This is a genomic window from Njordella calcicola (assembly GCF_056494125.1).
The window spans coordinates 3,215,897-3,238,531 of the sequence record NZ_CM151396.1 but is presented as its reverse complement, the minus strand read 5'-3'; the positions used below and the strand labels follow the sequence as shown (position 1 = coordinate 3,238,531).

The 22,635-nt window shown below is 52.2% G+C and carries 13 protein-coding genes; 4 read left to right on the top strand and 9 right to left on the bottom strand.

Annotation, left to right across the window (positions count from 1 at the left end; all coding sequences use genetic code 11):
• Positions 1 to 245: 245 nt before the first annotated feature.
• The 9 genes from SH302x_RS12310 to SH302x_RS12270 all read right to left on the bottom strand — a co-directional run bounded on the left by SH302x_RS12310 (position 246) and on the right by SH302x_RS12270 (position 13,620).
• Positions 246 to 1,337: a competence protein CoiA gene (locus SH302x_RS12310; RefSeq protein ID WP_479369267.1), complete on the bottom strand. Its 1,092-nt coding sequence runs from the start codon at positions 1,335 to 1,337 to the stop codon at positions 246 to 248.
• Between the two features lie 21 nt (positions 1,338 to 1,358).
• Positions 1,359 to 5,381 carry an AAA family ATPase gene (locus SH302x_RS12305; protein WP_479368983.1) on the bottom strand — a complete coding sequence of 1,341 codons (4,023 nt, stop codon included), beginning with the start codon at positions 5,379 to 5,381 and terminating at the stop codon, positions 1,359 to 1,361.
• Positions 5,378 to 6,667 (bottom strand): exonuclease SbcCD subunit D, encoded by a 1,290-nt coding sequence (locus SH302x_RS12300; protein WP_479368982.1) that lies wholly within the window; start codon positions 6,665 to 6,667, stop codon positions 5,378 to 5,380. The genes SH302x_RS12305 and SH302x_RS12300 overlap by 4 nt, the downstream gene beginning before the upstream one ends.
• A 95-nt stretch (positions 6,668 to 6,762) precedes the next feature.
• A complete protein-coding gene (locus SH302x_RS12295; RefSeq protein WP_479368981.1) occupies positions 6,763 to 7,218 on the bottom strand; it encodes a ubiquitination-like system serine protease family protein in 456 nt (151 codons plus the stop codon).
• Complete coding sequence (locus tag SH302x_RS12290) at positions 7,215 to 8,402, bottom strand: ThiF family adenylyltransferase (RefSeq protein ID WP_479368980.1); 1,188 nt, start codon at positions 8,400 to 8,402, stop codon at positions 7,215 to 7,217. Before SH302x_RS12290 ends, SH302x_RS12295 begins: the two co-directional genes overlap by 4 nt.
• Entirely contained in the window at positions 8,377 to 9,057 is a 681-nt protein-coding gene (locus tag SH302x_RS12285) for a multiubiquitin domain-containing protein (RefSeq protein WP_479368979.1), read from the bottom strand. The genes SH302x_RS12290 and SH302x_RS12285 overlap by 26 nt, the downstream gene beginning before the upstream one ends.
• Before the next feature lie 88 nt (positions 9,058 to 9,145).
• Entirely contained in the window at positions 9,146 to 12,610 is a 3,465-nt protein-coding gene (locus tag SH302x_RS12280) for a UvrD-helicase domain-containing protein (protein WP_479368978.1), read from the bottom strand.
• The gene (locus SH302x_RS12275; protein WP_479368977.1) at positions 12,549 to 13,145 is read right to left on the bottom strand and encodes a hypothetical protein; all 597 of its coding nucleotides are present in this window, start codon (positions 13,143 to 13,145) and stop codon (positions 12,549 to 12,551) included. Before SH302x_RS12275 ends, SH302x_RS12280 begins: the two co-directional genes overlap by 62 nt.
• The gene (locus SH302x_RS12270) at positions 13,135 to 13,620 is read right to left on the bottom strand and encodes an RNA polymerase sigma factor (RefSeq protein WP_479368976.1); all 486 of its coding nucleotides are present in this window, start codon (positions 13,618 to 13,620) and stop codon (positions 13,135 to 13,137) included. Before SH302x_RS12270 ends, SH302x_RS12275 begins: the two co-directional genes overlap by 11 nt.
• 532 nt (positions 13,621 to 14,152) lie before the next feature.
• On the opposite strand from SH302x_RS12270, the gene SH302x_RS12265 reads away from it, so the two are divergent.
• Genes SH302x_RS12265 through SH302x_RS12250 form a run of 4 tightly spaced genes read left to right on the top strand, consistent with a single transcriptional unit; the run spans position 14,153 to position 22,553 of the window.
• A complete protein-coding gene (locus tag SH302x_RS12265; RefSeq protein WP_479368975.1) occupies positions 14,153 to 14,935 on the top strand; it encodes a hypothetical protein in 783 nt (260 codons plus the stop codon).
• Positions 14,928 to 15,482, top strand: coding sequence for a hypothetical protein (locus tag SH302x_RS12260; protein ID WP_479368974.1), 555 nt, complete (start codon positions 14,928 to 14,930; stop codon positions 15,480 to 15,482). Before SH302x_RS12265 ends, SH302x_RS12260 begins: the two co-directional genes overlap by 8 nt.
• A gap of 3 nt (positions 15,483 to 15,485) precedes the next feature.
• Positions 15,486 to 18,935 (top strand): BREX system P-loop protein BrxC, encoded by a 3,450-nt coding sequence (brxC, locus tag SH302x_RS12255; RefSeq protein WP_479368973.1) that lies wholly within the window; start codon positions 15,486 to 15,488, stop codon positions 18,933 to 18,935.
• A 39-nt stretch (positions 18,936 to 18,974) separates the two neighbouring features.
• Positions 18,975 to 22,553 (top strand): Eco57I restriction-modification methylase domain-containing protein, encoded by a 3,579-nt coding sequence (locus SH302x_RS12250; protein ID WP_479368972.1) that lies wholly within the window; start codon positions 18,975 to 18,977, stop codon positions 22,551 to 22,553.
• Positions 22,554 to 22,635: the final 82 nt, after the last annotated feature.

The window sequence follows — 22,635 nt, the reverse complement described above, 5'->3', positions numbered from 1 at the left end:
GTTGGTAGAGTTGAGTGGAACCGACACCTCGCGAAACTCGCCTGGTTACTCTCGACTGGGTTATGGCTCGTTGGCTGGTCTGGCGAATAACCTGGGCCGAGGGCGTTGGAGAGTCGTCAGAGAGCCTCGGGGTTATTCGCAACTCAGCAGACCTGTATCGCTCACCCTTCGAAAACGCCACGCCGATGTGGACTAGCTCCACGTCGGACAACTCCAAGTTTACGTGTACGTTGTCCGTCGATCATTTAGAAAAGTGTTTGCTGAGGGGCGGGTTTTAGCTCGGGCTTAAGTAGCCTTCCGTAGGTCTCGATTTCTCGCTTCTTGGCACGATCGACCAGCGATTCGAATGTCTCTGACTTGATCAATGGAATTCTACCCGCTTGCATGTGCGCATCGGCCTTGCCAATCCATTGCTGTACTGTTGAAACCGTGTGCTCTACTTGCATCTGGTTCGCTGGTGACGGCATTACCCGAAGGCGTCCATTGAGGATCATGGGCATCCCGTTCAAAAGTCTCTTCATGTCTGAAAGTTCTGACTCGGTCCAGCCGTTCGCAAGTCTGTCATGGTCCTGGATGACATCCGACCAGACGCTTCCTTCGCTACTATTCCACTTGTAGTTCATTGGGAGATACAAGCTTTTAGCAGGAAGAACGTAAACACGACCAGTCGCAGGATCTCGCCATCGTGACGGATTGTCGGTGAGCCTCCATGGCTGTTTGCCTTGCCAGCGGTCGGCAGCAAGCCGGCCAGAAGAAAGCGTTGCTAACGTGTTGTCAGGTCTGATCACATCTGACAAAAACTGATTGGCGAACCAGCTCTGATCGCGAAGCAGTCCGTAACCAGAGAACTTGTCAAAGGTCTTCGTAAGCGATTCCACTTCGACGATGTAGTTACCACAATCGAGGAAGACTGGCTTCCTACAAAACTCGATGTGCTTCGTGCTTCCAAGTGAGAAAAAGACCTTGTCGCCGCTGGGTACACACGGAAATCGACCGGTTGCGTCAAAGACCCAAACCATATCGCCATAGTAGTTCTCGCGAGCATGAATATCGTCCGGCGGAATGGACGAGTGCTGCAGCTCGATAACTTTACCGTGGTTGCCCACGATGTCTGCTCGATGTACGCCAATGGTTACTTCCACGTGCTCCTCGGCGACTAATTGCTGCCATGCAAGGTGCCAAGGGCCGACACTTTCGGACCACGTATCGCAATCGTCTCTTGACTCATGTGCCCAATGATGAGTCTTAATCACACCGCACTTAGCAATAACGGGAGCCCCGCATGTAGGACAGACGCCTCTGCCTTTCCGAAAGGCGTATAGTCGCTCTTCACCCACGAACGCTCTGGTTAACAACGGTCAATTCCTTTCAACTCGCAATTGCAACGACCGACCCTCCTGAATCACTTCAGACGAAAGGACCGACTGAGCCGATTTGAATTCCGAAGGCGAGCAGCCTAGTTCCTCGCGCAAAGCTCGGGTTGAAACCTTAGTTCTTCCTGCATCGGTCTCGCGCTGAAGGACAGCCATCATTCTCACAGCAAGGCCATCCGTGTGAGTTCCGCTTACAGATTCCCCCGCCGGATTGTCAACTCGGGAAATACCGCCTTTATCGTCCGAACGGCTAACAGACTCGGAGCCGGGAATCACGACGCGAGATGCCCCACCACGTCCCTTCTCAATTCGGATCTGAACAGGAATGGCGTCTGTCATTTCTTGGACATGGGAGATAATGCCGACTTTCCTTCCCTGAGACTCCAATTGCATGAGAGCCCCCATAGCGACGTTCAATGTTTCGGGATCAAGACTCCCAAAGCCCTCGTCAATGAACAATGACTCAACTCTGACTCGTTCAGATGTCAGAGATGCCAAGCCTAAAGCGAGCGACAGGGACACCAGAAAAGACTCGCCGCCAGAGAGTGAGTGAACTGAACGAACTTCGTCTCCCATTTCACAATCGATGACTACCAGGTTCAGCGACTCTGGTAATCTTTCTAATCGATATCTAGCCGAAAGTTGCATCAATTGATGATTTGAGTAACCCAAAAGTAGATCAAGGGTGCGGCGCTGCGCAATCATCCGAAACTTTGCTCCATCGGCTGAACCGATCAAATCATTAAGTTGCCGCCATGGAATAGCTTGTGATTCGAGCTGTTCCAATCGCATCAGTTGCTCGGCTTTGGCTTTGCGCAACGCATCGTCTTGCTTTAGCCTATCGAGAGCGAGTTCGGACGTCGATCGCGCTTGGGCCACCTGCGTTTGAAGTTCTTCAATGGCCTTGACTACGTCTTCAAAAGATCGATCAGTAGGACACTCATTGCGGTGCTGCGTGAATTGAGCATCATGGACTTCAAACGCCCCCTGCGCTTTCTGCACATCCTGCTTGAGCCGATCTATTTCCGATCGCTCTTTATCAAACCAGTTCTGGTCGCGCCCTAATCGGAGGTCGATTTCCTCGAATGTTATGGGGGTGCCTTTTCTTTCGAAAAACAGCTCTATCCACTTATCCATTTGTTCGTTGGCGGAGGTTAGTTCGCCCGCAGCAGTTGCGTATATTTTCTCCGAATCCGCAAGCCGTTCCTTTGCCACCGATAGAGCCTTGTCGTATTCAACATAGGCTCGTGCTGCATCTTCAAATGATTGTTCCGCTGCCTTCAGTTTCAGCTCGATCTCTTTTTCAACAGCTGATGCCTCTCTGCCATCCAGCAAGCTGGAACGCGCCGACATTACAGCATTCATGTCTTCTAGAGCCTTCCTTGCATTTTCTACTGCTTGTTCTTTCGAAGCAGTAGAGCGATCGAGATGCTCTCGGGAGGCCGACAGCTCCGTTTCAACTATCCGTAGATTTGTTTTCAAACGATCAAGATCTTGTTGCACTTTGATGAGAGCGTTCACTCGTTCCGTGAAGTTTTGTTCAAAGGCGTCGGGAGAAGCACGATACTCGTCGCGAGCTGTTGGCCAAGCTGACCATACTTCTTTAAGCTCGGTATCGATGCGTTGAAACTCTCCATTCGCTTTCTTAATGTCCGAAGCCACAGTCTGAAGCCTTTGAGCACAAGTTCGCTCCTCTTCTTCTGCCTTGGCGACATCTTGGGCTGATCGATTGACCACTTCGCGTTGTGCATCAACATTGCCTCTACTTTTTTCAAGAGCAGCGGCGGAGGATTGGTAAGCCTTCAGCTTCGACGAAATATCTTCCACTCGCTGGCTGACTTCCGCTTGCGTTTCATTGGCTGCTGCCAATCGTTGTTCGAGCGGGATGCTTTGCAAATGTTCAATAGTAGAGTGATCTAATGAATCGAACGTAAAGTTCGCAACACGAAGTTGCAGGTCCGACAACTCATCCGCCAGCTTCTCTGCACTTACTGCCCGCAAGTCGCAGGCTGCCTTTAGGCCGCTCTTCTGGGATCGAAGCGATTCAACCTGAGCCCCCAGCTCATTTACGTGTTCCTCCGCTACCTTCAATGCGACTAATTCATAGCCGGGGTCATCGTGCGAGTAAGGATGATCCAATGAGCCACACACGGGACATGATTCACCATCGGTGAGCGCATGCCGGAACCGCAATGCCACATCATCTAACGCGTCTCGCATGCGATTAAACTGGGCAATTCCAGTCGCCCACGCGGTCTCCGCTTGGGGTAGCTCATCATTTGAGATCGCCAAATGCCGAGCAATCTCTACCGCCTGCTCTTCATTCAGGCTTGCGCATTTCGCGGTTAGCTCAACGACCATATCCCGCAAACCGCAGAATTCGACGAACTGTGTCTTCCATTGGGACAATATCCCAAGATCGTTGCTGTACTGTGATCGTTCGACCTCAAGTTGGCTTACGTCGATTTGTGCGACGGCATTCTGTGCCAGCCTTAGCTGGTCCTCGGCATGCGTTAAGGTCTTCAGTGCTTCTGCCGACTCGTTGCGACGCAGGGCGGTGTTGGACCGAGCGGCCTCAGCTGCTTCGGTGGCCTGATCTAAGTCTTGGCTTAGGTTCACGACCAAATTCTGGATTTGAGTCGCTTTCCCAATGCGCTCCGCCCAAAGTTTTCCTTCAGCAGTGAATGGTTGATAAACCCGAACGGACGAATGGTCCATCTCCAACAATGCAACTTGTTCTTCAATCCCCGCCTTCTCATTGACTTTAGCATCGAATCGCTCGACGGCGGACGCTGCTTGCCTAATCAATTCGGCTGAACTTGCTTCTGCAGCATCCGCTTGAGACTTTAGCGGTACCAGCTTCGAGTCGAGATCTCGAGCCTCCTGGATCTGTCTACGCAGTTGAGATGATTCTTCTCTAGCAGTCTGGATCGCATGCTGCGCAGTGTCCCGCTTATCCTTCGCAGTTGAAAACGCTAGCTCAACGGTCTGCAAATGATCGCGGGCTTGTTGCAATTGCTGCTCAGCTCTATGCATGCCGTCCAACGCACGCTTCTGTTCTGACCGCAGTTCACCGGCTTGGCTTTTCACCAATTCGGTCAACTCAAGCTCGCGAACAAGCTTTTCGGATTCATTATATGCCGCTGACGCTCGCTCTAGATTTTTTTGAGCTTCATCTCGCTCTACTTCTAAGGCTTTTAACAAGTCGAACCACTTACGATGAGCTAAATGCTTCTCCAAGTCATTCGAAAGGTTTAAGACATTTGTTGAGGCTTGGATGCTGGCTGCTTCCGCATCAGCGCGATCACTTTCGGATAGAAAACTACTGGACTCCAAGACCTGCCTAGCAGTTGTGACAGCCTGCATCTCAGACTGGCAGCGTTCATAGACTGCACGAGAAATGGCTTCATAGTGCTGAGTACCCGTAAGTGCCTGGAGTATCTCTGCACGTTCCTTGTCGGTCGCCTTAAGAAACGCCGCAAAGTCATTTTGCGCGAGCAAGACTGCTCGCGTGAATTGCTCAAAAGACAGCCCGATCTTGCTTCGGATTGCTTCCTGTACCAGCGTTTTCTTTCCACCTTCTTCGACGACGCCTTTTGAACCCGGTGCGATGTGTCCGCGATAGAGAGTCATATCGACCGGTTGCAGTTTGCCGTCGCTCTTTCCGTGACTGCGGCGAACTTCCCAGCGTGCGGTCCATTCGTCACCATTCAGGCCAGCAAATGCCACTTCGGCCATACCGTAGCTAGCGCCACGCCTCAGAAGTGTTCGTGTATCCGACTGATTTGCGCCGTCTGGAAGCTCATTTGAGCGGCCAATGCCGTCAAGTCGAGGCACCTGGTCGTACAAAGCTAAACATAGCGAGTCTAGCAGAGTGCTCTTCCCAGCGCCGGTTGGGCCACTTATCGAAAAGAGTCCGGCCGATCGAAAAGGCTCTTTTGTAAAATCAACGGTGTGCTGTCCCGAAAGGGATGCAAGGTTGTTGACGGTCACTCGTAAAATCTTCATTGCTTTTGCACCTCCTGCAGCATTATCTCTCTAAAGCAGGCGATCAGAGCATCACTTGGTTGGTTGCCGTACTGCTGCTGATAGGTATTCAAGAAGACTTCCTCTGGCTGGATACTGCGAAGGTCACGGTTAGGCACCTCGCTCGCTTCATCGTCGTCGCATTTCGTTCGACTTGGATACTCGACTTTGATCGATGCGAGTCGAACCGGTTTACCTTCAAGTGCCTTTTCAATGTTTCGGCGGCGCGCCGGATCTGGGTGATCGTCAAGAACACGCACTTCTAAGTAGGGTTGCTTTTCGGCGACAGGCTGGTCCTCTAGTTCCAGCTCTGTGATTGCTCTAAGTACATCGCCGATCGGTGCATAACCCGATGCAGGGATGGAGTGCAGCTCTACGCTTCTTGGCAGCAAGAGACATTCAGAATCCACCATATTTTGTCCATCAAACTTAAGCTGGATGATCTGATGCGAGTAAGGCATTTCGGTGAAAGAAAGTGGCAGCGGGCTTCCGCTATATCGAATGCGACCAGCTCGGAATTCTTGTGCTTTATGCAAATGGCCAAGGGCAACGTATGCCAACTCATCGGAAAACATTTCGATGGTGACAGCTTCGGCCCCTCCTATAATTAGTCGACGTTCAGAATCCTTCGACTCAATACCGCCATCGAGATGGAGATGTCCCATTGCGATTATGGGAACACTTGCATCGTGCTCTTGACGGTACTTACATGCTTGCTCGCTAGCCTTTCGATACAACTCGTGTATGCCTTCCAGGTACGGGTCATTAGCCCCAATGACAAGCGGAACATCTGAGGGGCGAAGAAATGGAACGGCAACCACTATCGCTTGAAGGTTACCATCCAGGTCTCGAACTGGAATCAATAATCGACGTAGGTTGATCTCGCCTTCATCATCACGAACGACCGTCCCAACAACGCTGATTCGCATCGTGTCAAGCAAGTCCTGAGGAGCCTCCAGTCTCGCGCCCGCATCGTGATTGCCAGCAATGATCACAGTTTGCAGATGCTTGCACACCGCGTGAGCATTGGCCAGAAAGTTATAGTACAACCGCTGTGCGGTCGCAGACGGATTGATCGTGTCAAACACGTCCCCTGCGATGAGAAGCAATGATGGCTGCCGCTCTTTTATCTCACTGACCAGCCATTCAAGAAAATCAGAGTGTTCAACATCGCGATTGTAACCAAGAAACGATTGGCCAAGGTGCCAATCGGCGGTATGGAGAACAACAACCTGCGAACTGCCTTTTGCTTCTGGAACTGATTCCATTCTTCAACCTCGATTCATTCGAATGTTAACGTTTTAATTTGCCTGTCTTACGATTGGCGATTGCCGCACAGCTGAAGCAACCGCGGTTATCACGCTTAGTTTTTCCCGATAATCCAATTCCAAAGGCCCGTTATGCCACCGGTTGCTGGGCGCGCTGCTATATCGTCCACTAGCTTGGGCTGTTCGGTGGGCTGAACATCCTGTTGTTGGCCAGCGAAGTATGCTGCCTTAGTGCGTTTATCTCGGTCGCGTTCCGTTTCCACCATCGTTTGTGACCACGGAGCCGCTTCGATGATGCGGTTAGCTTTGACTATGTAGTGCGACCTACATGGGAAGTTCCAATTGCCGATCGACGGCCAAAGGCTAATCGAGACACCGTCAAACGTTAGTTTCCAGTCAGTGGGCGTGAACGGTGTTACAACCTCGCGCCCGCAGCCACAGCAGCAAAGATGGATCGCTGTTGCAAATTCCATCGAGACGTACAAAACGCCGGGTTCGATGGCTGACGGAATGGTGTTCACAAAGCGATGTTCAATTTGATGGAACCTCATTCTTCAACCTCAACTAAGTCAGTGTTGGCGTTGACGATTTCGTTCACTTCAATTGTGAAAAGGGAGTGCATCTCACCGATCGCATCATGGTAAATCCCACGGTGCTTTTTCCATTTGACTACGGCCGAAACGGCATTCAGCGCATTTAACTCAGCGATCTGGATGTTGGACGAGTAAACGTCATCTGCGCCTCCGCCGGCAAAAGAAATGCGTCCCTGTCCGGTATGTTCACGACGATCAGGCGTGCTAGTCGTCGTGCGGACGATGCCAGTTAGCTTGCCGTCAACCAGGTTGATACCCATTCCACAATCGATAAACGACGCTCCGATCTGCTCTAGCTTCTCAATGATCACCCTCTTGGCTGGGCCATTGTCGATGCAGATGAATGCGAACGTGACTCCGTCCAGCAATTGAACATTCGCAGCATTTAGTTCGACCGGATGCGCGATAATCGCACGGTGCATGTTGGAGTAAATACGTCGCAAGTACTCAACCTTCGTAGGCAGCTCCCGCAAACAATCGATCGAGATTGCCCCTGGTGATCGAAATGCGTTGTGGGTTTCCATCAAGTCACGATCAAACAGACGAATCTGCTCGACGGGAGTTTTCGATACAAGATCGAGTACATACGAACCCGTGCCACCAAGCCCAATTATGGCGATACGTTCTTCAAGCAAGCGATCCACCAACTCGCCGATTCCCGCACGGCTGGTTGCCGTGTCAACATAGTTGAAGATGGTGTCTTCTTCAGCCTCAGGAGATCGGAAGACGCGAGGATTGACTTCCGGATCGATGGCTTCGGCCGGTCCCGAAAAGATCGCCGCATACACCGTCAATTGATGGTGATAGTCGCGATATCCGTCAGGTGGCTTTCGCGAAAACTTGATGCTTGCGACCATACCCTCTGCGATACGTTCATTGACCACAGAATGGATCGGGATCGGCTGGCCCTCGGACGCGTATGGAGGCTCTCCCACGAATAGAATCGTGTGATCGTCAGGCTTGAGCGTTCGATCGTCGCTGAGCCGCAACGCACTGGCGAATGCTCCACGACATATCTGCCCCTCAGCATTTACATACGGCACGTCGGCCATCACTAAGTATCCGCCGTATCGGTGTACCGAGTAGCCTTCCGAGCGTAGCCGTTTGAGGTCGTCATTAAGACTGAACAGTTGGCGTGACATTGAATCGCGTTCCTTTTTTGACGAGGACAGAGTGGCCGGCGTTAAGATCACCGCTGTACGGCTTAGACGCAGCAAAGCTGTAAGTGATGGAATAGATCACGTTCGGATCAACGCTTCCTGGAAACGCAAGCTGAACTAGTTGCTCGTGCGAAATCAGCGATTCGGCGATGAAGTGCGATCGGCTGTTGATAAAAATTTCAATCAGACGCGGTGCCGTGATGAAGCGTTCGACACCGGCTTGCGTGAGATCGATCGTTTCCGCCGGATCGACCAACAGATCCGTACCTCCGGGAACATCCAAGAAAACGGCGTTAGCGTCATCGACTCGTGACAGTTCGTAAAGTTGCGATCCCTTGATGGTCGGAAGTCCCCAGCTCAACTGACTTTGGTTAATCTTGAACGGATAAACCACGCCGGTTGTGAAACAAACAAATGTCTCTACTCCGCGACCACGTAGATCGAACGTCTCTTTCAGTCGAACGTCTTCGAAATCGCCGTTGGGCAGGATCGCAAACAGGCTGGTTGCTTCGTGAGCGTTTGCGGCTTCGAGTATTTGGGTACCCGTTGGAACGGGGTCATCAACTGCGAACTGATTGAAGTCGAGCCCATCGCAGGCCAGGCTAAAATCCCAATGTGGGTTGTCTGATTTTGACATCGTGAATTACTCCTTGCAGATCTTTGAGCTCAGGAAGTCTTCGCTCTACAAGGACAATCGCAGTGACTTTTCCGATCCGGTAATGTTTTCAGAAAGTTTTTCTAAGAGGTCCGCTGGGCACTTCCCCACAAACGAAATACGCGGGACATGATGGACATACTCGCTCGTCAGACTTTGCCTCGAAGCTGCCAGATCGAATCGAACTTAGCACCTGCCCCAGCAACTCGGTTTTCGTTTTCAGCTTATCGTGGGTGATCGTGATCGGCGTAATGTCCTGATCCGATAGATGTACAAACTCGACTTCGCTGGCCGCGACATGCTCGTTTGCAGCAAGTAGCAACGCAGCAGCTGCAAGATCGTCCACCTTTGGCTTGTATCCGCCAGTCTTTACAGCGCGAAAACGATGCCCACCGCTATCGCTCACCAAAAAACAATCGTCCGGTTCAAAAGTTAGTTGATCGCCGTTAATCGTGATTGCGACGGTTGTGGGCTTAACTGGGTCCCCGATGTCACGTGTTGACAAGAAGTACTTCAAAAGTCGGATCGCATGAGCGCGGAAATTTGATGTGTAACCATGCTCGTTTAATCCGACGCTTTGGAATTGTGATTCAATTTTCTCCCGTAGTTCGTCGTCGGAGATCTTACTGACGTTCTTGGTTACGAACTCTTCGCACAAGACCCTTACCGCTTCATGCATTAACATGAATGGCGTTGTCTTCCTGCGACCGCCAATCTGCAATATGTGGGTGTAAAAGAAGCGTCGTCGACAGGATTCATATAGTCCAATCTGGTCAGCCGAAAAATTGCAAGGGCCTTCAATTGCGAAATCGATTAGCAAATCATCTACTGCAGCGTCGCTCTTGGGCGTGGGTCTTACATGCCGCTTGACTATCGCATTTCCCAAGTCGGCTACAAAGGGCGTAAGTGACCATCGGCGATTACCTGCCATTAAAGTTGGTGCGTAACCAATTAGCCGGTCTCTAGCGCGCGAAAGCGCCACGAAAAACAAGCACTTCTGCTCTTCATAATGGCTGTTACGCTCGTGCAAAATTGGGTCACCCGCTGCGCCCTCGATCATCCCGTCTGGAACTGGACAGTCTGGTCGTCGAAAGCTCTTGGGAAGTGATGTGTTATTAAGTCCGGGAAAATGGATAACTGGAAATTCCAGGCCCTTTGACCCGTGGACCGTCAACAACCGTATCCCGTCAAGCCCAGAAGCGACTTCGGGAAGCTTTCGAAGTTCCTTGTCATCGCCAAGACGAACAAGTCTTCGGATTCGATCGAGCACTCGAGGTATCGGAAGGCCTTTTCCGGCTGGCTGGTGCTTCAAAAAATTCATTAGCTGCCAAACTGCAATCGCAGCAGTTCGATCCTTCACTGCTGACGCTTTCGCAAATTCCACGCCGAGGCGAGTGCGGTCGAAAAGCACTGTCGCAAGCACGATCCATGGCGACGATGTATTATCAAAACCTTGAATTGTGCTCGCAATATGTCGTAGCGTCACCTTGCCTGTTACGGCCACGGTTTCGAGCGAATCGATTCGGGAATGCCAGTGTGAATCTTGTGGTGACTCTGTACGCAATCCTTCAATGGTGGCAGCAACATCGCTTAGCGGTAATCGAAAGTCATCCAAGCGGCCGATCCTGAGCAGACCAGTGGCACGCCGGTCGACTAAGAGCGACAGAAAGGCGAGTAAATCTCTCACTTCCCTTCGTTCGAAGAGATTTCCAAGAAAGAGTACAGGTATGCCGAGCGCTTCGAGGTCGGCGGCGAACTTAGCCAGTTTGCCGTTGCCGGTACAAAGAACCGCTTGGTCTCGATATGCGTAGCCGTTCGATCGCAGTTCCTCTATGGCTTCTGCGATCGCGGGGGCCTCGTCAGCGGCGCGGTCGACCGTCCGTAACTCGGCATTCGCTCCGATCGGCTCCCGGCTCGGCTCAATCGATCCCGTTGCCCCGCTTATGCTCTGTGGCATACGAGCTGCGAACTTCGAGAATACGTCCGTAATTTCTGGCACGCTCCGGTAGTTAACGGTCAATGTTAGTCGCTGACCACCAGGAAAGTCGTCGGAACCGAATCGCTTCATGTTGAAACTGGACGCGCCGCGAAATCGATAAATCGACTGTTTGGAATCCCCGACTACCCAAAGATCCTCACCAGACGGCGACAGGCATTTGAGCAGTCGGACGCTGCTCCGGTTAACGTCCTGATATTCATCCACCAATACGTGCTGATAGGTGCTCGCGATTTTGTCTCGAATTGCTTCCTGTGACTCGAGCAGCTTAACTGGTCGAAGTACCAAGTCGCCAAAGTCGATCAGTTGCTTCGATTCTTTGATCCGTTCGTATGCGTCGTAGACTTCAGCTATCTCTAAACACTTTTCTGCAGCTTCAATCTTTTCGAGATTATTCTGTGACTTCGCGTTTTCATGCATCTCGATGGCAAGCTGTCGATAGTTGGCAGCGTCAACTACCTCATCCTTTGCTCGCGAGATAGCATCCAAGATACTGTCGATTAGCTGAACGGGATCGTAGATGTTTCGATAGTGCTTTAGCCCAAATCGAGGGAACTCTTCCTCAAGAAGCTCAACGGCTTCCGTTCGATCCAGCAATCTAGGGTCCTTTTCGAACCCCAGCTCCTGTCGAAAGCGGCGAACTATGTCGAGCCCAAATGAATGAAAGGTACCTATCCACATCGCAGCCGCCCCTTCCGGATTTTTCTTGGCGATGCGGTCAGCCATTTCCGCCGCTGCTTTGTTCGAGAATGTCAGCAGAAGGATTTTGCGAGGATCGATGCCCTCGTCCAGTAACGACTCCACTCGTGAAGTGAGGGTCTGAGTCTTACCAGTTCCTGGACCAGCCTCAACCAACAAAGCGTTGCCGCGATGTAACGCAGCTTGCTCTTGTTGTGGATTCAGTGGACGCTCTGGCTTAAGGACTTCGCCAACATCCACACACGGTGGCAACAGAACGGCGTCGAGCAATTGTTGGGCTACAACTTCGAACGGGGCTCCATGACGTCTAGCAATCTCTGATGCGCTAAGTCCATGATCAACATGCATGTTCCTAACGTATTGCCTAGGAAGCAGGAACTCACGAGCAAACAAATCCATCTGGATCTCGCGCCGTTGCAGCCGTCCATAGTCCACCACGCGGTACTCAGCATGTGGTGGTGGCTCGGCGCTTCTATCCATCTCAATGGCGGGAGATTGCTCAGAATCAACACCGTCGCCCAAAACAACGTGACCTAGCTCATGCGCGGCAAGGAAAGCATTCTCGAACTCCGACTCGCACCGTTCATGCAGAACCAGTGCTTCATTCGGTATGTACTTCGCGCGGCCACCGTCAAGCAAGACAGCGCCTTGCTTTGTGCCTTCTAAGTAAAGTTCGCGACTCTCAATCTCTAATTTGATAAAGTCATAGGGCTTAGTCGGATCGCCGCCCTCAGTTACTCGCTCAGCATGCAACTGTGCAGCAATCCGCCTGGCGTTCTCAATTGCGTCCATGGTCACCACCAGACGCGACGAGATCAGCCACTCTACTTGGATCAACACCTGCGTCCTGCAGAACGCGGGCGAAGTCTACCTTCTCCGCCGCTTGAGGCTTTACATCGGACTTGTGGCTTCCAGCAGGCTCGGCAGCGGTGGGCGAAGATAGAATCTCGATAAGAGCGCTGACCGAACAAGCGAGTTCCTTGGCAAGTGTATCTAAGAACTTCGCAGACATGGAAGCGACGATCACACGTCGCTCACGAAGTGCCGCGAGAACTTGCCGAGGCAGTTGGAGCGCGGATGCAAGCTTATTCAGATCCTTTGGCTGAAGAAGTGCGAGCGGATCGACCTTGGCGGGCGGTGCTGTGTCGGCATGCATCCTCCAGGCTTTCGCGATCAGCGCATCGTCACCTTCGCTGGCGGCGTAGTTTGGATAGTCGGATATGCACGCGATTTCCCTTGCTAAGTCCGTCAACTCAGTCGCGAACTCAGGATACTGTTGCAAATACTTCTGGAATGTTGCTGCGTCGACTTCGTCTTCTAAAAGAAACGACTCAAGGACAGACTCGACGTCCTTTTTCTTATCTTCATTGCTCATGGGTGCACTCCTTCGTCATCTCAATTACGTCCGCAATAGCCTTCTTTAGATAGCCTCCAGTAGTCTTGGGGTTTCTGCCGACTGCTTTCGAGATTGAGATAGCATTCTCATTTGTGGATTCGATGGGGACTCCCCGCCGGTGTAATTCCAAAACCGTTCGGTATTTATCAGGCAAACGATTAATCGCGGCGTTGAGCACCATCCGGTAGTCTTTGTCGCCGAATTTTTCAAATTCGGCCAAATCGCCAAAACTAAGCTGTTCGAGCTCACGATCAGAAAGTTCAACGTCATCTTCGAAGGAGGCAATTTGCGCCGCTCGATTCTTCTTGCTGCAAGCCTGTCGGTAAGCACTAACTCGCAGCTTGGCTACAGCCATCGCAAAACGATACTCATAGACGTCGAGACGATCGTCGTAGCCCGTCTTGCGATCATTGGCCATCAATTCTGCGAACTTGCTCGCTGCAATTGATCTCACTTCAGACTCGAGGCCAGCCTCTCCACGACCGTCTTGTTCCGGTTCTCGAGGTAGTTGCGCGAGGACTCGCTTGAAAAGGGCGGTGTACAGCTGCTCGAACGTCGAGTCGCTTGGGTCACACCCTCTGCAGCTGCGTACCAGGTAGACCAAGCATTCCGCTGGGATAAAGCCAGGGTCGGTGGTCGAAACGATCTCGCTCCTGCGAATCAGTTCCGCGTTCGACAGCCCGTCAAGCTCAAGCAGTTTTGCTTCGATTTTTGGCGGTCGTTTGCACGGTTTTCCGTCTTTCAGTTTTCTAAGTGGTTCGATCACCTCTGCCTCCTAGCTACCATTGCCAGCAAAATCAGCGAGCCCCCCGAACGTCGGCGGGAGCATGATTGTCGTAAACATATGCAGGTACCCGCAGCCGGTCAAATAATCTTTTCGTGTTTGCCGGCAAGTTTGCCGGCAATCTGGACAGCCGATCGAAACCTGCTACAATTGCCGCGTATTGAAGCTTTCTTGGCGATCCAGATCAGAAGCGACGCGGGATATGAATGAGATTTCAGAGTTTTTCGGCCTAAAAGACGGGGTGAGCGGTCCCCACACTAGCCGAACCATGATGAGCGATGAGCTCGGGGGGCTGCTTGCGCATTTCGATCAGCCAGATTCGATTCAATCTCTGGCCGACTACGAACATGCGATTGTCGACGACAACATTCTGACCAAGCCGACCCAGGCAACGCGAAAAGCCAGCCTTCGATTTCTGCGTGAACTCTACAGCCTGGACCAATCGGTCCCTCTATTCCGTGCTCTTCGCAAGCTCTGGAATCTCGACGAGAGCTCACAGCCGCTCATCGCAATACTCTCCGCCTACGGTCGTGACCCAACGCTTCGTGCCGCGGCCCCGGTAATCCTCGGCACTCCGGTCGACTCAGAAGTTAGCCGTACACAGCTCACGCGGGCCATTAAAGAATTCTGCGACGACACAATGGCCGACTCCACAATTGATAAAGTTGTGCGAAATGCAGGCTCGAGCTTTACCCAGAGTGGACACTTAGTTGGCCGCGTCCGTAAGGTGCGACAACTGGTTAAACCAACGCCCACTTCAATGACTTTTGCATTGTTACTTGCCTATGCGGCCGGCGTGCGGGGCAAGCGGCTTTTATCAAGCGATTTCGTTCGGCTCATCGACGCCGACGAGGACACGGCTAGAGCAAGAGCCATCGAAGCTCGCAAACTTGGTTTAATTGAGCTGCGCGAAAACAGCAACGCCTTCGATATCGGCTTTGCTCCATTGATCGGCGAACGCGATTGGAGGCACATGAATGAGTAGGTTAGACGATCTAGCTAATAACTATGAAAAACATATCAGTGCCCCATGGCAGCGAAATCTAGCCGGCGCGCAGCGTTCGATCTTCGTTGTGTATCCACAGGAAGATGAGCGTCGGATGCGAGCAAAAATCGGCGACTTCGAAGTTCGCACTCGCAACGCTGGTCATGATTGGCAACTCGTCGACTTAACCGACATGTTTCCCAAGTGGATGGCCAGTGAAGAGTATCGCGAGAGCTACTTTGAAGATCCGTCGGACCTCAAGCTCAAGCTTGACACCGCATTTATGGGCTTCGTCTCGCAGCACCTACGTGGCGTGTTGACCAATAGCGATGCGACCGAGCAATCGGTGGTGGCGGTGGTTGGTGGGGCGTCGCTCTATGGCTTCCTGCACATCTCTGAATTAATCGACAAAGTGGCCGGCGATATCCGTGGACGCTTGGTCTTCTTTTTCCCAGGTCATTTTGAGCAAGGCACGTACAGCTTGCTCGGCGCACGATCTGGCTGGAACTACTTGGCAACACCGATCACGCATCGGTCTGGAGAATAATCAATGAAGAACCGTGAACTGTTTTTGCGAGACCCAGCCTCATCGGCCCTGATGAACAATGGCCAGGCTCGGATCAATGATGGCCAGACCGAACAGGAGCTTCTCACGCTCAAAGAAGAGCTAACGAACTTCGTCTGCGAAGGCCAATACGAAGACGGTGCGATTCGCATTCTCGAATCCTACATTCGTCACTTCGGCGGTACCAGCCAACCGGCGGCATGGGTTAGCGGTTTCTTCGGCAGTGGTAAATCGCACCTGCTCAAGATGCTCTGTCACCTGTGGGTCGACTCGGAGTTTCCTGATGGCTCGCGTGCCCGATCATTGCCACGCGACTTGCCAGATGCATTGGTCGCCAATTTGAAAGAGCTGGATACGCTTGGCCGGCGCTACGGTGGCCTTCATTCCGCCTCGGGTACGCTCCCCTCAGGTGCCAACGAAAGCGTTCGTTTGACCGTGCTGGGCATGATCTTTCGATCCAAAGGTCTGCCTGAGAAGTTCGCACAGGCCAAGTTCTGTCTCTACCTCAAGAACAATGGCTTCTATGACAAAGTCAAAGCGGCGGTGGAATCGAAAGGCAAGGACTTCTTTCGCGAGCTGAATGACCTTTACGTCAGTCCGATATTGCACGACGCGCTGGTAGAGGTCGATTCTGGCTTTGGCGATCGCAAGTCTGCGCGAGCCACGATCAAGACCGAGTTTGTGCAACCAAATGACGTCTCAACCAAGGAATTCATCGAAACCATTCGAGAAGTCATCTCCGTGAATGGCCAGTTGCCATGCACGGTCATCGTGCTGGACGAAGTGCAAGTCTACATCGGGGAAGAACAAGATCGTGCCCGCGATGTTGTGGAAGTGGCCGAAGCACTCAGCAAGCAACTCGACTGTCGCATCGTTGTTATTGGTGCCGGTCAGAACGCACTTAGTGCTCAGGCTCCGCACTTCCAATGGCTGAAGGACCGCTTCACGATCCCCGTTGAACTTTCGGATACGGACGTCGAAACGGTCACGCGGCGCGTGCTCCTCCAAAAGGAGCCCAAGCATGTTCCAGATATTCGCAAATGCCTGGACCTACACGCCGGCGAAATCGAACGACAGCTCTCGGGAACTCGTATCGCCAGCACCAGCAATGATCGCAACATCATCGTTGAAGACTATCCGTTACTACCGACGCGACGTCGCTTTTGGGAGTACGTGTTCCGTGCGGTCGATCCGACGGGCACGAGTGGCATGTTGCGATCGCAATTGCGCATCATTCACGACGCACTGCAGGAGTTGGCAGAACTTCCACTCGGTACTGTTGTGCCCGCGGACTTCATGTTCGAGCAGCTACAACCCAATCTAGTTCAGCAAGGCGTTTTGCTGCGTGAGCTGGATGAAACGATCCGCAAGCTTGATGACAACACACCCGAGGGCAAGCTCAAGCGACGTATCTGCGGGCTGATCTTCCTGGTTCGCAAGATCCCTCGCGAATCGGGCTTCGATATCGGTATTCGTGCGACACCTGAAATGTTAGCCGACCTACTGGTTAGCGACCTGAGGAACGATGGCTCCGACCTGCGCAAGCAAGTGCCACTGTTACTTGAACAACTAGTCGAAGATGGTGTGTTGCTCAAGGATGAAACGGAATTCAACCTTCAAACCAAAGAGTACTCCGACTGGGATCGCGAGTATCGTAACCGTGTCGCGCGCTTCAATGAAAAGAATGCTGAGCTCCACGCCAAGCGAGAAGCGTTGATTCGAGCGACCGCTGAAAAGGAACTCAAGAACGTTCAACTGGTCCATGATGGGGAACGCAAAGAGAAGCGACGCTTGGAAATCTTCTTCGGTGAGGATGCCCCCAAAGTCGACGACGATACGGTCCCGGTCTGGATTCGCGACGGATACAACACCTCAGAGAAGAGCGTTGTCGAAGCGGCAAGGGCTGCGGGCACCGACAGTCCTATCGTTTTCGTTTTCCTACCCAAAGGAAATGCCGATGGACTGAAGTCACAGATCGTTCGGAACGAAGCGGCCGCAGGAACGATTCAATTCAAGGGTCTCCCCAGCACGCCCGAAGGTGAAGAAGCCAAGAAGGCAATGGAGACCCGTATGTCGGATGCGGCGAGTCATCGCAACGAACTGCTTGCCGAAATCATCGATGCCGCGAAGGTCTTTAAGGGTGGCGGAGCCGAAGTCAACGGCATCACGATAGAACATAAAATCGTCGACGCAGGAAACGCAGCCCTCGTCCGAATGTTCCCAGATTTCAAAGACGCTGATCACAAGAATTGGCCGGTCGTCATCACGCGAGCGAAAGCGAAAGACGACACACCGCTTCAAGCGATCAAATGGACCGACGAAGCCAAAGCACACCCCGTCTGCAAAGCGATTCTAAAGGCAATTGGCTCTGGTGCCGAAGGGCGCGATCTTCACAAGAAGTTTGGTTCGCCACCCTACGGTTGGCCCCAGGACGCGGTCGATGGCGCACTGATGGCACTGCATAACGCAGGCGACGTCTCTGTTCGATACTCTGGAGAAGCTGTTTCGGCCGGCAACCTCGATCAAACCAAAATCAAGAAAGCGGAATTCCGTCAAGTCACACGGGTCATAACCGCTCGCGAGAAATTGTCACTGCGTGGACTGTTTCAAGAGGCCGGAGTTAACGCCAAGCAGAGTGACGATCTAGATGAGAAATCAAGCGAGTTCATCGAAGCAATGCTTGGCCTCGCATCGCGGGCCGGCGGGGATGCACCACTGCCTCCACCGCCTGATACTCAAGCCCTTCTCGACATTCGCAACCATGCGGGGAATGAGCGGCTAGGCAAGTTACTAGAGCAGGAATCCGGGCTTAAGACACTCGCGAAGCAGTGGCGAGAACTTGGCGAACTTGCTGAGAAGCGTCTTCCGAATTGGAAGACACTTGATCGCATGCTTCGTCATGCAGCCGATCTGCCTGGCGTGGAGGATATCCGATCTTCAGCCGATGGAGTTCGCACCAATCGTCTATTGCTCGACACTTCGGACCACGTGTCGGGACTCGTCAAGAAATGTGCAGAGCTGCTGCGAGCTTCCATCACAGCGGCGCATGCAACTTTGAAGAACACGCATGACGAACAGATGTCGCTGCTGACCAAGTCAGACGTCTGGACCAAACTGACGGTAGATCAGCAGTCAAGCGTTCTCAGTTCCAATGGGATCACCGATATTGCGGCGATCAAGGTTGGTACCGATGACGAGCTATTGCGAACTCTGGATTCAACTCCATTGTCGTCGTGGGGAGATAAGTCGGCTGCAATTCCTGGTCGATTCTCGGCTGCGTTAGCTCAAGCAGGCAAAATGCTCGAGCCCAAGTTGCAGCAAGTTCGACTGACGAGCGGCACACTAAAAACACCAGAAGATGTGAAGCAATGGCTGAGTGAAAAGGAAAACGAGCTGCTGGAGAAACTCAAAGCAGGCCCCGTAATCGTTTCCTAACACTTCATCCCCACCACTTGAATAGATCAGCAGGCTGCCATGTCAACACTTGATTCCAAACTTCGCAAGAAGCTTGAAGACGTTGTAATTGAAGCACGAGATGTTGCTGAAGCTGGTGCGCGCGATGCGTTGCAAGCTTTGACCGTGCATGAAGGCAAACGTGGTGGGCATCTCAGCGAAGCCCAAGCCGAATTGCGCAATAGATTGCGTATCCACGGACGCCAGCTCGGTGACGAACGGCGCGACAACGGCGATCAAGCAATTGAACTATTGGTCAATGAGTGCGCTTATGAGCATTGGCATCGCATGTTGTTTTCGCGATTTCTCGCCGCCAATGAATTGTTAGTAGAACCTAAGTCGGGGATGGCGGTATCGCTAGAAGACGTTGCGGAGTTTGCGTCTGAAGAGAATGTCGACCTATGGGAGTTGGCTGCGTCATTTGCGACCGGAATGCTCCCACAGATCTTTCGCGTTGACAGTCCGGTCCTTGCTTTGTCGCTCCCCACAGAAAAACGCAAGAAGCTTGAGGAACTGCTCGAGTCACTCCCTAATGATGTATTCGCCGCATCGGATTCACTGGGATGGGTTTATCAGTTTTGGCAAACTAAGCGAAAGAAGGAAGTGAACGACTCCGAGGTGAAGATCGGAGCGCGTGAGTTGCCGGCCGTGACTCAATTGTTTACAGAGCCGTACATGGTCAGCTTTCTGTTGGATAACTCGCTGGGTGCTTGGTGGGCAGCGCGACGCCTGACCGAAGATGACCTTCGAACCGCAACCAGCGAGCAAGAACTCCGAGATAAAGTCGCGTTGGTGGGCGTGCCGTTGGAGTACCTGCGATTTGTTCGTGCGCCATCAGGCAACGAAGCTGAGGGCGACGAAAACACCGGTCCCTGGACTCCTGCAACAGGTACTTTTGACGCTTGGCCCGAGTCGCTGGCTGATCTCAAGACACTTGATCCGTGTTGCGGTAGCGGTCATTTCCTCGTTGCTGCTTTTCTGATGCTGGTTCCGATGCGCATGGAATTAGAAGGGTTGTCAGCACAGGAGGCCGTGAATCGCGTTTTGAGCGAGAACCTTCACGGATTGGAGATTGATCAACGATGCGTCGAACTAGCCGCATTTGCGCTCGCTCTGACAGCTTGGAAGTTTCCGGGCGCCGGTGGCTACCGAGTACTTCCAGACTTGAACGTTGCTTGCTGCGGCCTGAGTGTCAGCTTAACCAAAGAAGAGTGGAAGAATCTAGCTGGTGATGACAATCAACTGAGGATTGCGCTTGATTGGATGTACGACGAGTTTAGGGAGGCAGCCGTGTTGGGAAGTCTCTTGAATCCCGCAAAGAGCATGGCGTCGAAAGTAGTTGAATGGCAACAACTGTCTCCAACCGTCACGCGAGCCTTGTCTGCGGAAAGCACCGATGAAAGAAGAGAAATAGCGGTTGTTGCACACGGGCTACTCAAGAGTGCGGAGATTCTTGGCAATACATATTCTTTAATCGTCACCAATGTTCCCTATTTGGCAACAGGAAAGCAGCATTCTGCTATAAGGCAATACTGCGAGAAGAATTTTCCTTTGTCAAAGTATGATCTTGCGACGGTCTTCGTAGAGCGGTGCCTTCAATTGGGCAACAAGAGCGCCTGTATTGGCGTCGTAACGTCGCAAACGTGGTTGTTCCTAGGCCGTTACAAGAAGCTTCGTCAGCAGCTACTTACCAACCAATCTTGGCATTTCTTGGTTAGGCTCGGTGAAGGCGGTTTTAGCTCATCGGCTGCAGCAGGTGCGTTCACCGCTCTTCTATTGCTTAGCAACAACGAAGCGAAAGAAGGGCTTTGCGCTGGAATTGATGCGGCAGCTGTGTCCTCACCAATTGAGAAATTAAACGCGATGCGCACGAACGAAATCGCCTCAATCGAACAGTCGCAGCAGCTTGACAACCCGAACAGCGTTATTTCCCTCGACAAAATTGAACGCCAACCGCTGCTATCTGCGTACGCTACGGCGCTGGCTGGTTGTTATGCAGGTGATGGCCCGAGATTTGTGAAAAACATGTGGGAAGTCTCAATGCCAAATCCTGCTTGGGAACTTCACCAAACAACCGTAGTTGAGCCTTGTCATTTTGGTGGAAAATCTGAAATTGTTTTTTGGCAGCACGAGTCAGGCGAGATGTTTGAGCTTGCACAAAGCGTGAAGCACCTAAATCACGCAGCTCAGAACTGGCTTCGGGGAAAACCCAATTGGGGTAAAACTGGTGTTGTGGTGAGCCAGATGCGATCACTTGCTTCAACATTGTACACCGGCGCAATATATGACTGTAATGCATGCGCCATTGTTCCTAACCAGACTGGCCATGTCTCTGCTTTGTGGGTGTACTGCTATTCCGATGAATTTTGTAACGAAGTACGGAAGCTTGACCAAAGTCTAAAAGTTACCCCGCGAAACCTGTTACAGGTTCCTTTCGACCTTGCCCGATGGCAAGCAGTGGCCGCTGAAAAGTATCCTCATGGGCTTCCGAATCCCTACTCAGACGATCCGACACAATGGATATTCCATGGCCATCCGGCTAACTGCATAGATGCATTGCAAGTTGCCGTTGCTCGGCTACTCGGGTATCGCTGGCCAGCCGAGTTGAATTCGGAGATAGAACTGGCTACTGACGCTCGCGCATGGATCGATCGCAATACTGTTGTAACCAACCTGGCGGATGACGATGGCATCGTCTGCATTCCCGCTGTTGCATCAGAACAGCCCGCCGAAAGTCGCCTGATGAGCTTGCTGCATCAAGCATTCGAAGATGGACGCGCGCAGGAGCGAGTCTTCAGTGAAAAGATCGAAGTTGCAGATAAAAACGATCCTTTGACTTTGGATCTGTTGAGGTGTGGATGGAAACCGTCGTTGCCCAACGACTTCAATACGTGGTTTAATCGATTGCTCGATGCTGATGGTCATAAGGGTAAATCACTTGAATCGTGGTTGCGTGACAAATTTTTCGATTCGCACTGCAAGCGATTCAACCATACACCTTTCATTTGGCACATCTGGGATGGTCATCGAGAAGGGTTCTCATCGCTCGTCAACTACCACAAACTGGCAGGCTCAAATGGCCGTCGTCTACTCGAAAAGCTAACCCACAGCTATCTAGGAGACTGGATCAATCGCCAGCAAGACGAATCAAAGCGTGGTGCAGAAGGCGCGGACGGGCGACTGATCGCGGCTCGCAATCTGAAGGCACAGTTGGAACTTATCCTTGCCGGCGAGCCACCCTATGACATTTTTGTGCGATGGAAGCCGTTGCATCAACAGCCCGTCGGCTGGGAGCCAGACATCAACGACGGTGTCCGCCTCAACATTCGTCCCTTCATGGCTGTCGATATCCAAGGCGGCAAGAAAGGCGCTGGCATCCTTCGCGTAAAGCCAAACACCATCAAGTGGACAAAGGATCGAGGTAAGGAAGTCGAAAGGCCGATGGAGGAATTCCCCTGGTTCTGGGACTGGGATGGCAAGACCCAAGACTTCACCGGCGACAAAAAATTCACCGGCGATCGCTGGAACGATTTGCACTACACCAACGCGTTCAAGCAAAAAGCGAGAGAAGCCGAGAAAAATCGTGAGGTGCAGTCATGATGTCGCCGTCGCGTGAGAAGCAGCTAAAGATGTGGAAGAGTAGATCTGATTGGCCGCTTTACTGTCGCTTTATTGTCGCTTT

What these genes read in the sequence shown, in the direction of transcription:
- SH302x_RS12305 (WP_479368983.1), bottom strand. Translation starts at nt 5,381, where the DNA reads ATGAAGATTTTACGAGTGACCGTCAACAACCTTGCATCCCTTTCGGGA.
- SH302x_RS12300 (WP_479368982.1), bottom strand. Translation starts at nt 6,667, where the DNA reads ATGGAATCAGTTCCAGAAGCAAAAGGCAGTTCGCAGGTTGTTGTTCTC.
- SH302x_RS12295 (WP_479368981.1), bottom strand. Translation starts at nt 7,218, where the DNA reads ATGAGGTTCCATCAAATTGAACATCGCTTTGTGAACACCATTCCGTCA.
- SH302x_RS12290 (WP_479368980.1), bottom strand. Translation starts at nt 8,402, where the DNA reads ATGTCACGCCAACTGTTCAGTCTTAATGACGACCTCAAACGGCTACGC.
- SH302x_RS12285 (WP_479368979.1), bottom strand. Translation starts at nt 9,057, where the DNA reads ATGTCAAAATCAGACAACCCACATTGGGATTTTAGCCTGGCCTGCGAT.
- SH302x_RS12275 (WP_479368977.1), bottom strand. Translation starts at nt 13,145, where the DNA reads ATGAGCAATGAAGATAAGAAAAAGGACGTCGAGTCTGTCCTTGAGTCG.
- SH302x_RS12265 (WP_479368975.1), top strand. Translation starts at nt 14,153, where the DNA reads ATGAATGAGATTTCAGAGTTTTTCGGCCTAAAAGACGGGGTGAGCGGT.
- SH302x_RS12260 (WP_479368974.1), top strand. Translation starts at nt 14,928, where the DNA reads ATGAGTAGGTTAGACGATCTAGCTAATAACTATGAAAAACATATCAGT.
- brxC (WP_479368973.1), top strand. Translation starts at nt 15,486, where the DNA reads ATGAAGAACCGTGAACTGTTTTTGCGAGACCCAGCCTCATCGGCCCTG.
- SH302x_RS12250 (WP_479368972.1), top strand. Translation starts at nt 18,975, where the DNA reads ATGTCAACACTTGATTCCAAACTTCGCAAGAAGCTTGAAGACGTTGTA.